The following is a 12,239-nucleotide window of genomic DNA, read 5'->3' on the forward strand; positions in this document are numbered from 1 at the left end:
CGGGAAGCCACGTCATTAGAGTTAATACTTTAGTAACGCTAATAGCGAAAGTTAACTTTATTGGTCGTACGACTGGAACTTTTCGACGCACACCGTTGCTTAACGTCGCCTAACGACACGTGAATACTTCATGAAATAACTTTCATCGCTATTCATTAAAGCTCTCTCGTTTCCAGCAGAAAACCAGTTACTGGAAGGAAAGTATTGGCCTTCGTCTGTTTTGCCGCTGGAGGCAACCATGAACCTCAGATCGTTAAGCATTTCACGCAGGGCCTCCCTGTGTTTTGGCATCATTACCTTGCTGTTGATCGGTCTGGGTGCCTTCTCCTACGTACAGATCGGCCACCTGCGCGTAGCCGAGCAGAACATAGAAGAAAACTCACTGCCCAGCGTTCAGGTCGTCGACGACATTCAGATCGCACTGCTTCACGCCCGTCTGGAAAGCATCCGCATGCTTGCCAGCAACGATCCGACCGTACACGCCACCGCAGAAGCCAAGGTACGGGAAGCGATCGAGGCGCTACGTGCCAACAGCGACTTCTATCAGAAGCACCTGCTGTCGGGAGAAGCCGACCGGGCGCAATTCGAAGAAGCCAATAACAAGATGGGCGTCTACATTGACGGCTTGAAACAGGTCGTCGCACTGGACAGCGCTGATCACGAAAGAGCGGTCTCCCTTGCCAACGGAGAACAGGCCCTAAAGGCCGCTGCCTATCAGGAAAAACTCACTGCGCTACGCGGGCACAATGCTGAAGAAGCGGTCGTCTCCGGTAAAGATGCCACTGCAGTCTACGACCACAGCGTCAACGTGTTGATGACTGTGCTGATCGCAGCGTTCCTGCTTACCGTGGTACTCGCGATTGCCCTGACACGCAGCATTGTCGACCCGATCAGCGCCTCGCTGAAACTGGCGGAAGACATCGCCGCCGGTGACCTGACCCGGCAATTGAGCGTTAGCGGCAGCGATGAAGCATCACGCTTGATGACGGCCCTGAACACCATGTCGGGGAACCTGCGCACCACCATTCACGAAATTTCCGGCGCGTCCGCGCAGTTGAGCACTGCCGCCGTCGAGATGACATCGATCACCGAAAGCGCCGACCGCACTCTGCAGCAACAGAACAGCGAAATCGAGCAGGCAGCGACTGCGGTAAACGAAATGAGTGCTGCCGTAGAAGAGGTCGCTCGTAATGCTACGTCGACCTCGCAGGCCGCCCAACAGTCGAGCCTTTCCGCCGATCTGGGTAACCAGCGTGTTAACGAAACCCTGACCGCCATGCAAAACCTGACAGGCCTGGTCGAGGGGTCTTCCGCGCAAGTTACTGCGCTGGCCGGTCAGGCTCAGGACATCAGCAAAGTGCTGGGCGTGATTCGCGGCATTGCCGAACAGACCAACCTGCTGGCACTCAATGCTGCCATCGAAGCTGCGCGTGCCGGCGAACAGGGTCGCGGCTTTGCTGTGGTCGCCGATGAGGTGCGGGCTCTGGCGCATCGTACACAGACGTCCACGCAGGAAGTCGAGCAGATGATTTCGGCAATTCAGGCCGGCTCTTCCGCCACCGTCGAGTCGATGCACAAGAGCACTCAGGAAGTTCACGTCACTCGCAAGACCGCAGAAGATGCCGGCGAATCGCTGCGCCAGATCACCGACTCGGTACTCGAGATCAATAACCGTAACCTGCAGATCGCGGCGGCCTCCGAGCAGCAGGCGCATGTAGCGCGTGATGTCGACAGAAGCCTGGTCAGCATTCGCGACCTGGCCGTGCAGAGCAGCGAAGGCACCCGGCAGACCCTGATCGCCAGTACCGAACTTTCGCAGTTGGCGGTCAACCTGAATGATCTGGTTCTGCGCTTCAAGACGTAATCCAGGCCTCCACGCCAACCGGCCATGACACAAGGGCAGCAGATTCGTCTGCTGCCCTTCTTTTATGGAGTCAGTACAGTTTCGGCAAAAAACCGGCAATGGCTTCTCCTACCGACAGCCCCTCCTTTCAAAACCTGTCAGCCGCGCCTCTCTGCTGACAGCGTTTCAGACGCATTGCCTTCATTAGTTGAAATAGGATCCATAAAGGCCTATTTATGAGCACAGGCTATTTGAAAAAGCCCGCAACGTTGACATGGGCATAAAACTCATTCAATAGTTGGCGGCGAACAACACGATATTTCATGTAAGCCACGATCAGGTATGACACGATCACTTCCTGCACGGGATCGGCAGCGCCCGGCGTACTGCCAAGGCCGCATCAGTGCTTTTTATGACCAGGGTGACAAATTTTGAACAACAACCTGACTTCAGCAGAGCTGGCAGTCATCAGTGAAATCGAGGCCACTTCCAGTCTTTTACGACTGGTAACCCGGCTGACCGGGCTAAGATTTGCGGCAATTGCCAAAGTAACCGAGGCCAGCTGGACCGCATGCGCTGTTTACGACGAAATCCAGTTCGGGCTGGAAGCCGGTCATCAGCTCAAGCTGGAGACCACGTTCTGCAATGAGCTGCGTCTGCACCGCAAGCCTATCGTAATCAACGAAGTCGCGACCGACCCCGTCTACGCAGAGCATCCCATTACTAAAATGTACGGTTTCCAGAGCTACTTCTCGTTGCCGATCATTTTTCCCAACGGAGATTTCTTCGGCACCCTGTGCGGTCTGGATACCAAGCCTGCGCCACTCGATGACGCCAATACCCTCGATACCCTGAAAGTATTCTGCACGCTGATCGCCAGCACGCTGTACGCGCACTATCAACTGCAGGAAATGCAGGAAGTTACCGCTTAAGGCATGGAATGCCTCAGACGCACAGTTGCCGCTCCATGATCAACGTACGCTCCTCTCCCTCCAGATGCTCCCGCACCACGTTGAAACCCAGCGCCCAGTAGAACCCCTGCGCAGTCAAGGATGACGGTACAACCATCCGCACCGCGCCAGCCTTGCGGGATACGCGCTCCAGTTCTGCCATCAACAAACGCCCGACACCCCGCCGATGCCGGTCCGGGTCGACGAACACGGAGCGCACCACCTCCCCCTCCAGACTGGCAGTGCCCACCACCACGTTGCCCTCTGATGCCACGAATACCCGTCGCTGCTGTATGAGCTGCTCGATCGCAGCCGGGCTGAAACTCAATTGCACGCGCTCGATCACGCTGGCGGGATAATCTCTGGCATTGCTGATTCGCAAGGCCGCCAGTACTACTCGGCTGATCGCATCGGCGTCGGCTATACGGGCGGGTCGCACCTCGATGCTCATGGTGTGCCTCCTGGCTGGCTTGCGATGGATGAGCTCGTTTCCAGAGAGAGCTGGCAAGCAACACACGCCCCCATACGATGAAGAATTTGCTCACTGCGCACGCAAGAAATGCGGGAAAAGAGCCTGCGGGACGATGCTCGATTCAGTTTTTTTCGTCCAGTCGACGAATGGTAGTGCTCGCAAGATACCGTAAATAAAAGGTCAACCCCTCGCCGTGCGCGGCTTGAACAACGATAGCGTTCAAAAAATCCGATCTGCGGCCGATTAATTGGGATCTCGCCGCTGTGGTCGGAATCTTTTCGTCTGTTAAAGTGAGTTTCGTGATGTCATATAGTCATCATCGAGTACCCATTGAGAATCGTCATGAACGCCAGTGCCCCCATCCCTCTGAATGAAACGCAACGTCTGTTGCGCATCCGGGAACTGTGCGTGCTTGAGGATACGTCCGATGACGTATTCGATGAACTCGTCGCGATGACCGCTGCTTTTTTCGAGGCGCCGATTGCCTTGATCTCGATCGTCGATGAGCACCGTCAGTTTTTCCGCGCCAGGGTGGGCCTGAAAGCTCGTGAAACGCCACGTAACGTGTCCTTCTGCGCCTACACCATCCTTTCCGACACGCTGTTCGAGATTCCCGACGCGACGCTTGATGCGCGCTTCGTGAACAACGGCCTGGTGACCGGCCACCCAGACATCCGCTACTACGCAGGCGCGCCACTGATCACCGATGATGGCATTGCCCTGGGCAGCCTGTGTGTGATCGACACCAAGCCGCGCGAGCCGATGAGCGAATACCAGACGCAGATGCTCAAGCGCTTTGCGTCGCTGGTCATGAAGCGCATCGTCGGCCTCAGGCTCAGTTGCTTCATCGACCAGCCCACCGGCTTGTACAACCGTTCACGCCTGCAGGAAGATATTCATCAGGCAGTGGCATCCAGTGTCGATTATCAACTGGTCGTGGTGGACATGATTACCTCCGCGTTCCTCAACGACATCGTCAAGGCGCTGGGTTACAGCTTCTCCCAGGACCTGGTGACGGCAATCAAGGGCCGCCTGGAGTGCCTGCTGCCGCCGACCTGTTCCCTGTACAAGGTCAGCCCTACGCGATTCGGCTTTCTGTTGGCGGGCGACCGCACGCCTGAGCACCTGTTTCGCACCATCCTCAAAGACTTCGAGACACCCGTTGAGTGCCGGGGTATTCCGGTACAGATGCAGGTCGGTCTGGGCGTCGTGACCCTGAACCAGGGTGCAGTCGAAGAGCAGGACTGGATGCGCATGGTGATCAGCGCTGCCGACGATGCCCGCGACCGCGATCTCGGCTGGGCGATGTATGAACCGCACTTCGACGCTGCCCAGCAGCGCGCTTTCAAACTGCTCAGTTCGTTGACCAGAGCGGTGTACGCTCATGATCAACTGCGTCTGGTCTATCAACCGCGCATCGACCTCGACTCCGGCCTGTGTACGTCGGTAGAGGCCTTGCTGCGCTGGAATCACCCGACGCTCGGCGCCATCGGACCGGCCGAGTTCGTGCCGCTGGCCGAGAAGACCGCACTGATGCGCCCGCTGAGCCTTTGGGTGCTGACCAGTGCCATCGAGCAGGCCGCTCGTTGGCAGCAGCAGGGCTTCGATTTCCGTATTGCGATCAACGTGACGCCCGAAGACCTCACCGGCCCGGCGTTCACCGACCGGATGATCCGCCTGCTGGGCATGCACAAGATAGACCCTACCCGCTTTGAGCTGGAGTTCACCGAAGGCGCGTTGATGCACAACCCGGCAGAGGTGCGCCATCAGCTGGAGCGCATGCGTCAGATGGGCATGGATGTGGCGATCGATGACTTCGGTACGGGCTACAGCAACTGGAATTACCTGCGGCAGCTGCCCGCGACGACGGTCAAGCTCGACCAGTCGCTGATCCGCAATCTGGCGTCCGACAAGACCGATCAGCGTCTGGTCAAGGCATTGATCGGTCTGGCCAAGAAACTCGGATACTGCGTCGTGGCCGAGGGCATCGAAACCGACGAGATTCGTTGTCTGGTCAAGCAATGGGGCTGCGATGAGGGTCAGGGCTACCTGATCGCCAAACCCATGGAAGCCGAGGCGCTGCTGAACTGGATCGGCCCGAACCAACGCCTGCAGAGTGCTGCCCAAGCCGCAGAGGCGGCAGTCGTCCGCGACAAACGGTTATAACCTTAGAACACATCTTCATAACCGTTTACCACACAAGCCGTTATGCTGCCCGCCACTTTTTGCCTATGCGTTTGCTTGAAAAAGGTTGGATATGGAAGCGGGTGGTCTGGGTTTCGTCATTGCAGGGCTGGTAGTCGGTTTCATCGTTGGTATGACCGGAGTCGGTGGCGGCTCGCTGATGACGCCGATACTGTTGTGGTTCGGCATCAATCCGGCGACGGCGGTCGGCACAGACTTGCTGTACGCGGCGATTACCAAATCCGGCGGGGTTCTGGTCCATCGCAAGAACGACAACATCGACTGGAAAGTCACCGGGCTGCTGACCCTGGGCAGCGTCCCGGCGGTGCTCATGACGCTGTGGTTTCTGAGCACCCTGCATACCGCTCCCGAAGCGCTCAACGCGATCATCAAGCAGGCGCTGGGGTTTGTGCTGCTGCTCACCGCCCTCGCCGTCCTGTTCAAGAAAAAACTGCTGGCCTTCGCTCACCGACGCGAAGACGGCTACTCGTTTTTCAGCGGCACCAGCCTGACGGTATTGACCGTGATCACCGGCCTGATTCTCGGCACCATGGTTGCACTCACCTCGATCGGTGCGGGCGCGCTGGGCACGGTAGCGTTGTTCATCCTCTATCCACTGCTGCCAACCCGGCGTCTGGTGGGTACGGAGATCGCCCACGCAGTCCCTCTTACGCTGGTCGCAGGCCTTGGCCATGCGAGCATGGGCAACATGAACTGGGAGTTGCTGGGCTGGCTGTTGATGGGCTCACTGCCCGGCATCTACCTGGGCAGCCATATGGCCGGTCGTGTCTCCGATGACCTGCTACGGCCCTTCCTGGCGATTATGCTGGGCACGATCGGCTTCAAGCTGGCGTTCTGATCGGCGCTTATCCATCAGCCTGTCACATTTCTGAGTCAGGCTTCTCCACGAACACAGCCTTGAAAGCTGCAGAGCCGGTTTGCTTTCAGGCCGTGTGCGCTCATCGGGGAATTGTAATTTTTTGTAGCGAGACACCGATTTTCGGCGCAGGATTTCGTGCGTCTGCTCTAGCGCCGATGACCCGGCAAAGACTTACCCTCACTGAAAGGAGATGCCAACAATGCTCATCCGAATTGAAGAAGGTGTATATGGCGATGCCTGGGTTGTAATACTGGACGACTACCCGGTCAAATGCCGGAGCTGGCAGGAAGCCAGAGAATTTGCCGACCGCATGAAATCCAGAATCGATGCGCCTCATTCGCTGCCGCATCTGGCACACCGCGCAGTCCCTGAAAGAAGCGTACAGGCGATTGCCCGCTAGACCGACTCAATCCCCCGCGAATCATTCGACACAGCGTTGCCACGCAACCGGCGACGCTGTTTCACCCCGTCATGACGCCGCTTTATTATCGATCCACTTCTCGATTCCATGACATCCGTTTCACATCCCCTTCACGTCCGGCTGCGTAAATTGACCCTACTCCTTTGATGAATCCCATTTGGCCCACCCCGTTGTGGGCCATTTTTTTGCCTGCAGAAAAGTGCCGGTACTCCCCCGCTGATCCGGCAGGATCACTCGCCTCGCGCTACGGGCGACGATGACACTGCCAGCACCTGGCTGCTCAATACGTCGGTATTCAGCTCTGCCAGCCGATCACTACCGGTGCCATTGGCAATGTGATCGCTCCAGGTCGCTACCGACATTGCCATCCAGCCCAGCACAAACAATGCAGCTGCCTGTAATGCCCACTTGGTCATGATCGACATACGCGTTCTCCTTGTTCAGGTCTGAATGGCAAGCATGTAAACACCCCACCATTGCAGAAGAATTGCAGAGATTTTTATTTTTGCCAGCCGGCATTTCACCTTTGTGAGCAAAGGTGTCAAAAAACAGGAGGGGGCGATCTACAAGAGGAAATACCCACGCCCGCAGGCGGGGTATTTTTGAAAAGCGGGGTCAGTACTTGGTGTTTTGCTGCTCAGGTCTTGCCGGTGTGTCCACATGACGCGGACCCGCAACCAGCAGGGCCAGCACGCCAACGATTGGCACGGCAACAACGACAATGATCCACATCAGCTTGTTGCTGGATTGTGTCTTGCTCTTGCGAATACGCAGTACTGCCCAGATGTCCGAAATCACGATCAGGGCGGTCAGCGCTGCGAACAACCACAAATGATTTTCCGATATCCAACCCATTTGAAATCTCCTGCACCATCAACGAAGGCAGCCAGACCGGCTGCCCTACTGTAGAAGAGGTCACAAAGAGCCTTAAAGTTCAGAGAATATTTCGGATTGTGACCGGGTGCTCAGCGCAGACGCAGAGCGTCCAGAACGGCATGCCCAGGCAGAGCATGAGCACGATAGGCGTATTCACCCGCATATCGTTCCTCACGCTCCAGCGTGGGCATGCCGTTCGTGAAGCTCCGCGTCCCACTCCAGTCAGGTAATCGGTGCCGGGTTGAAGAGCGTGATGTCGTTGTGCAGCCGGTAATGCTCGGTCCAGGTCTTCTTCTTGCCGCTGGCCACGTCCAGGTAGAAGTGGAAAAGCTCCCAGCCCAGCTCCTCGATGCTCGCGCGTCCGGTCGCGATGCGCCCGGCATCTATATCGATCAGGTCAGGCCAGCGCTGGGCCAGTTCGGTGCGGGTCGAGACCTTCACTACCGGCGCCATTGCCAGACCATACGGAGTACCGCGCCCGGTGGTGAATACATGCAGGTTCATGCCGGCAGCCAGTTGCAAGGTGCCGCAGACGAAGTCACTGGCCGGTGTCGCGCAGAAGATCAACCCCTTGCCGCTGACCCGCTCGCCAGGGCCGAGTACGCCGTTGATGGCACTGCTGCCTGACTTGACGATCGATCCCAGAGACTTCTCGACGATGTTCGACAACCCGCCCTTCTTGTTGCCCGGCGTGGTGTTGGCGCTGCGATCAGCCTCGCCTTTGGCCAGATAGCGGTCGTACCAGTCCATCTCCCGCACCAGCGCCTGCGCGACGTCCTGATCCTGTGCGCGTGAAGTCAGCAGGTAGATGGCATCGCGCACTTCGGTCACTTCGGAAAACATCACCGTTGCACCGGCGCGAAGCAGCAGGTCCGAGGCGTAACCCAATGCCGGGTTGGCGGTAATGCCGGAAAACGCATCACTGCCGCCGCATTGCATGCCCAGAATCAGCTCCGAAGCGGGAACCGTCTCGCGACGCCGCAAATCCAGCTTTTTCAAACGCGTCTCGGCCAGCTCCATGATCTGTTCGATCATTTCGTTGAAGCCGTGGCTGGAGTCCTGCAGGCGATATAGCCAGGGTTCGCTGAGGTCCACCGAGCTGTCGCCCTCATGCATGACCTGCCCGGCCTGCAACTTCTCACAGCCCAGGCTGATCACCAGTGCCTCGCCGCCCAGATTCGGGTTGCGTGCCAGGTTACGTACCGTACGAATCGGGATGTAAGCATCAGTGGCAGTGATCGCCACGCCGCAGCCGTAGCTGTGGGTCAGCGCCACGACGTCGTCGACGTTCGGGTACTTGGGCAACAACTCGTCACGGATGCGCTTGACCGCATGGTCGAGCACACCGGTCACGCACTGCACGGTGGTGGTGATACCGAGAATGTTGCGAGTGCCCACGGTGCCGTCGGCGTTGCGATAGCCTTCGAAGGTGTAACCCTCGAGCGGGGCCTGCTTTTCCGGCACGGCATCGGACATCGGCAGGCTGTCGAGCGCAGGCGCGGAAGGCATGCGCAACTGGTCTTCCCTGACCCAACTGCCGCGCGGTATCGGTTGCAGTGCATAGCCGATGGTGTGGCCGTAACGAATCACGGCCTCGCCCACGGCCAGGTCAACGGTACTGACCTTATGGCTCTGCGGTACGTTATCGACAGTGACCAGGCCGTTGTCGAATTCGGTTCCGGCCGGCACACCCTGGTCGTTGACCACGACCACGACGTTATCCAGCGGATGCAGCCGGATATAGCGTGGCGAATCGGCATGTTGAATCAGGTTCATCACGGTTTCCTCAGGATTTTGCTTCGGAAAGGTCGCTGACCGAGTCGTTCAGCAATGGCCCCTTGGCAGGCGGCTCTTTCAATTCCACACGCTTGATTTCACCCACGATGAAAATGTAACTGATCACCGCCAGCAGCGCGTTGGCGCCCACGAACACCAGCGCCCATTTGAACGAGCCGGTGCTGCTGATGATGTAGCCAATCACGATCGGGGTGGTGATCGATGCAATGTTACCGAAGGTGTTGAACAGGCCGCCGCTCAAACCGGCGATCTGCTTGGGCGACACGTCGGACATCACAGCCCAGCCCAGCGCGCCCACGCCCTTGCCGAAGAATGCCAGGGCCATGAAGCCCACGACCACCCATTCGATGTCGACGTAGTTGCAGGTCACGATCGAGGTCGACAGCAGCAGGCCGCCGATGATCGGCGCCTTGCGCGCAAAGGTCAGCGAATGGCCCTTGCGCAGCAGGTAGTCGGAAATGATCCCGCCCAACACACCGCCGATGAAGCCGCAGATCGCTGGCAGAGACGCGATGATGCCGGCCTTGAGGATGGTCATGCCGCGCTCCTGAACCAGGTACACCGGGAACCAGGTCAGGAAGAAGTAGGTGATGCCGTTGATGCAGTACTGGCTGAGGTAGATACCCAGCATCATACGGTTGGTCAGCAACTGACGGATGTAATCCCACTTGGGGCCGCTACTGGCTGTTTTTTGCGCGCCTTTACCCTTGTCCTGATCCAGATCGACCAGCGCGCCATTGCTGGAAATGTGCTCCAGTTCGGCCTCGTTGATCATGGGGTGGTTGCGCGGGCCGTAGATGACCTTCATCCAGATCATGGAGAACACGATACCAAACGCGCCCATCACGACGAACACGTGCTGCCAGCCGTAGGTGTAGACGATCCAGCCCATCAGCGGAGCGAACAGCACGGTGGCGAAGTATTGCGCCGAGTTGAAGATCGCCGAGGCGGTACCGCGTTCGGCGGTCGGAAACCAGGCGGCGACAATGCGCGCGTTACCTGGAAAGGACGGCGCTTCGGCCAGACCGACCAGAAAGCGCAGCATGAACAGCGCAACGATGGCCGTGGAGACACCGAACTCGCCCACATAGCCTTGCAGCAGAGTGAACAGCGACCAGGTGAAAATGCTCATGGCGTAGACTTTCTTCGACCCGAATCGGTCGAGCAGCCAGCCACCGGGAATCTGACCGGCCACGTAGGCCCAGCCGAATGCGGAGAAGATATAGCCCAGCGTGACGGCACTGATGCCCAGGTCTTTCTGAATGCTGGAACCAGCGATAGCGATGGTGGCGCGGTCGGCGTAGTTGATCGTGGTGACCAGAAACAGCATCAACAGGATCAAATAGCGGACATGCGTCGGCTTGGACTTTTGCATGGTAGAGCTCCCACTGATTATTTTTTTACGCGGGTAAAGCTGTTTTTGGGTGTAGCGTTACAGGCCCCTTGGCAGCGTCACGGCGACGACATCTGCCACCTGTAAGGGTCATGCCTTGCAACGAAAAAACCGCTGATCGCTCAGCGGCTTTGTCGTGGCAGGTGTTACTGCTTGCCCTGCTTGTCCATCAGTGCAGCGAGCATGTCGCACTCGTCTGACGTCAGATCGGTCAACGGTGCGCGCACCGGACCTGCGTCATAACCGGCGATCTTCGCGCCGGCCTTGACGATGCTCACGGCATAACCGGCCTTGCGGTTGCGGATTTCCAGGTAAGGCAGGAAGAAATCGTCGATGTACTTGCCGACCGCCTGATGATCGTCGCGGGCGATGGCGTGGTAGAAGTCCATCGCCAGTTTCGGTACGAAGTTGAACACTGCGGACGAGTAGACCGGCACGCCCAGCGCCTTGTAGGCAGCGGCATAGACTTCAGCGGTCGGCAGGCCGCCCAGGTACGAGAAACGGTCACCGAGACGGCGGCGGATCGAAACCATCAGCTCGATATCACCCAGGCCATCCTTGTAACCGATCAGGTTAGGGCAACGCTCGGCCAGTTGTTCCAGCAGGGTTGGCGTCAGGCGGCAGACGTTACGGTTGTAGACCACCACACCGATCTTCACCGATTTGCACACGGCTTCGACGTGAGCGGCAACACCGTCCTGGCTGGCTTCGGTCAGGTAGTGCGGCAGCAGCAGCAAGCCCTTGGCGCCCAGACGCTCGGCTTCCTGAGCGTACTCGATGGCCTGACGGGTCGCACCGCCTACACCGGCGAGGATTGGCACGCTGGTGGCGCAAGTGTCGACGGCAGTCTTGATGATTTCGGAATATTCGCTGGCAGCCAGGGAGAAAAACTCACCCGTGCCGCCGGCGGCGAACAGAGCGCTTGCGCCATACGGAGCCAGCCACTCGAGGCGTTTGATGTAGCCAGCGCGATGAAAATCGCCCTGGGCATTGAAATCGGTAACCGGGAAAGACAGCAGACCGGAAGAGAGGATGGACTTCAGTTCTTGTGGATTCATTATTCGAACACCCTGGAGGACATAATTGTTAGAGGATCACCGGGTCAGCGCCGATGTCGTAAGTCATCGTACAACTGATAATAAAATCACTCAACAGGGATTTCGGGTTTTTTCAGAGGGAGCGCACGGGGCCCGGTTTTGACTCCTGCGATGCCACGTAGATGTGTGACGCGGAGCGTCAAGACCGGCATTCCCACGCTGGAGCGTGGGGACGATAGTCAAAATCGCAGCCACTGCCGCAAAAGTGCTTTTCTACCACGATGGCACGGACGACGCAGAGTGCGACGTTAGTGACGGCTGAGTCCTGGCACTGATCCGGGGGTAGCCTGGCAGGACGCCAGGCTAGCCGCACCGCGCCATGGATG

11 protein-coding genes and 1 pseudogene are annotated in these 12,239 nt (G+C 58.1%); 6 read left to right on the forward strand and 6 right to left on the reverse strand.

All coding sequences use genetic code 11. The features are described from left to right. Positions 1-238: 238 nt before the first annotated feature. From QRN50_RS26055 to QRN50_RS21325, 3 genes and pseudogenes are all read left to right on the forward strand, one after another. Positions 239-1,006 (forward strand): annotated as a pseudogene (locus QRN50_RS26055) (MCP four helix bundle domain-containing protein); the annotation flags it as partial. Between the two features lie 69 nt (positions 1,007-1,075). After that, positions 1,076-1,864: a methyl-accepting chemotaxis protein gene (locus tag QRN50_RS26060; protein ID WP_371134825.1), complete on the forward strand. Its 789-nt coding sequence runs from the start codon at positions 1,076-1,078 to the stop codon at positions 1,862-1,864. Positions 1,865-2,274: 410 nt separating this feature from the next. Continuing rightward, complete coding sequence (locus QRN50_RS21325; protein ID WP_011268901.1) at positions 2,275-2,775, forward strand: GAF domain-containing protein; 501 nt, start codon at positions 2,275-2,277, stop codon at positions 2,773-2,775. A gap of 13 nt (positions 2,776-2,788) precedes the next feature. Here the strand turns inward: QRN50_RS21325 and QRN50_RS21330 are convergent, their stop codons facing one another. After that, a complete protein-coding gene (locus tag QRN50_RS21330; protein WP_024659538.1) occupies positions 2,789-3,244 on the reverse strand; it encodes a GNAT family N-acetyltransferase in 456 nt (151 codons plus the stop codon). 363 nt (positions 3,245-3,607) lie between these two features. Between QRN50_RS21330 and QRN50_RS21335 the strand changes: the two genes are divergently transcribed. The 3 genes from QRN50_RS21335 (at position 3,608) to QRN50_RS21345 (ending at position 6,729) form a co-directional block, all read left to right on the forward strand. Beyond that, positions 3,608-5,431 carry a sensor domain-containing phosphodiesterase gene (locus QRN50_RS21335; RefSeq protein ID WP_011268903.1) on the forward strand — a complete coding sequence of 608 codons (1,824 nt, stop codon included), beginning with the start codon at positions 3,608-3,610 and terminating at the stop codon, positions 5,429-5,431. A gap of 91 nt (positions 5,432-5,522) precedes the next feature. Next, positions 5,523-6,308: a sulfite exporter TauE/SafE family protein gene (locus QRN50_RS21340; RefSeq protein ID WP_011268904.1), complete on the forward strand. Its 786-nt coding sequence runs from the start codon at positions 5,523-5,525 to the stop codon at positions 6,306-6,308. Between the two features lie 220 nt (positions 6,309-6,528). Further along, on the forward strand, positions 6,529-6,729 hold the full coding sequence (locus QRN50_RS21345; RefSeq protein WP_003400066.1) for a hypothetical protein: 201 nt from the start codon (positions 6,529-6,531) through the stop codon (positions 6,727-6,729). 251 nt (positions 6,730-6,980) lie between these two features. On the opposite strand, the gene QRN50_RS21350 is transcribed toward QRN50_RS21345, so the two are convergent. The 5 genes from QRN50_RS21350 to kdgD form a co-directional block, all read right to left on the reverse strand. Further along, positions 6,981-7,175: a hypothetical protein gene (locus tag QRN50_RS21350; RefSeq protein WP_003400064.1), complete on the reverse strand. Its 195-nt coding sequence runs from the start codon at positions 7,173-7,175 to the stop codon at positions 6,981-6,983. 190 nt (positions 7,176-7,365) lie between these two features. Further along, positions 7,366-7,605 carry a PLDc N-terminal domain-containing protein gene (locus tag QRN50_RS21355; protein ID WP_003400063.1) on the reverse strand — a complete coding sequence of 80 codons (240 nt, stop codon included), beginning with the start codon at positions 7,603-7,605 and terminating at the stop codon, positions 7,366-7,368. 243 nt (positions 7,606-7,848) lie between these two features. After that, on the reverse strand, positions 7,849-9,402 hold the full coding sequence (garD, locus tag QRN50_RS21360) for a galactarate dehydratase (protein WP_011268905.1): 1,554 nt from the start codon (positions 9,400-9,402) through the stop codon (positions 7,849-7,851). A 10-nt stretch (positions 9,403-9,412) separates the two neighbouring features. Beyond that, the gene (locus QRN50_RS21365; RefSeq protein ID WP_003431603.1) at positions 9,413-10,798 is read right to left on the reverse strand and encodes an MFS transporter; all 1,386 of its coding nucleotides are present in this window, start codon (positions 10,796-10,798) and stop codon (positions 9,413-9,415) included. 164 nt (positions 10,799-10,962) lie between these two features. After that, positions 10,963-11,874, reverse strand: a complete 912-nt coding sequence (gene kdgD / locus QRN50_RS21370; RefSeq protein WP_004411794.1) for a 5-dehydro-4-deoxyglucarate dehydratase — start codon at positions 11,872-11,874, stop codon at positions 10,963-10,965. Positions 11,875-12,239: the final 365 nt, after the last annotated feature.

Source organism: Pseudomonas sp. MEJ108 (genome assembly GCF_030208985.1).
Classification (GTDB): domain Bacteria; phylum Pseudomonadota; class Gammaproteobacteria; order Pseudomonadales; family Pseudomonadaceae; genus Aquipseudomonas; species Aquipseudomonas fragariae.

Coding starts and splice junctions, on each gene's coding strand:
- QRN50_RS26060 (WP_371134825.1), top strand. CDS start 1,076: ATGACATCGATCACCGAAAGCGCCGACCGCACTCTGCAGCAACAGAAC.
- QRN50_RS21330 (WP_024659538.1), bottom strand. CDS start 3,244: ATGAGCATCGAGGTGCGACCCGCCCGTATAGCCGACGCCGATGCGATC.
- QRN50_RS21335 (WP_011268903.1), top strand. CDS start 3,608: ATGAACGCCAGTGCCCCCATCCCTCTGAATGAAACGCAACGTCTGTTG.
- QRN50_RS21340 (WP_011268904.1), top strand. CDS start 5,523: ATGGAAGCGGGTGGTCTGGGTTTCGTCATTGCAGGGCTGGTAGTCGGT.
- QRN50_RS21345 (WP_003400066.1), top strand. CDS start 6,529: ATGCTCATCCGAATTGAAGAAGGTGTATATGGCGATGCCTGGGTTGTA.
- QRN50_RS21350 (WP_003400064.1), bottom strand. CDS start 7,175: ATGTCGATCATGACCAAGTGGGCATTACAGGCAGCTGCATTGTTTGTG.
- QRN50_RS21355 (WP_003400063.1), bottom strand. CDS start 7,605: ATGGGTTGGATATCGGAAAATCATTTGTGGTTGTTCGCAGCGCTGACC.
- garD (WP_011268905.1), bottom strand. CDS start 9,402: ATGAACCTGATTCAACATGCCGATTCGCCACGCTATATCCGGCTGCAT.
- QRN50_RS21365 (WP_003431603.1), bottom strand. CDS start 10,798: ATGCAAAAGTCCAAGCCGACGCATGTCCGCTATTTGATCCTGTTGATG.
- kdgD (WP_004411794.1), bottom strand. CDS start 11,874: ATGAATCCACAAGAACTGAAGTCCATCCTCTCTTCCGGTCTGCTGTCT.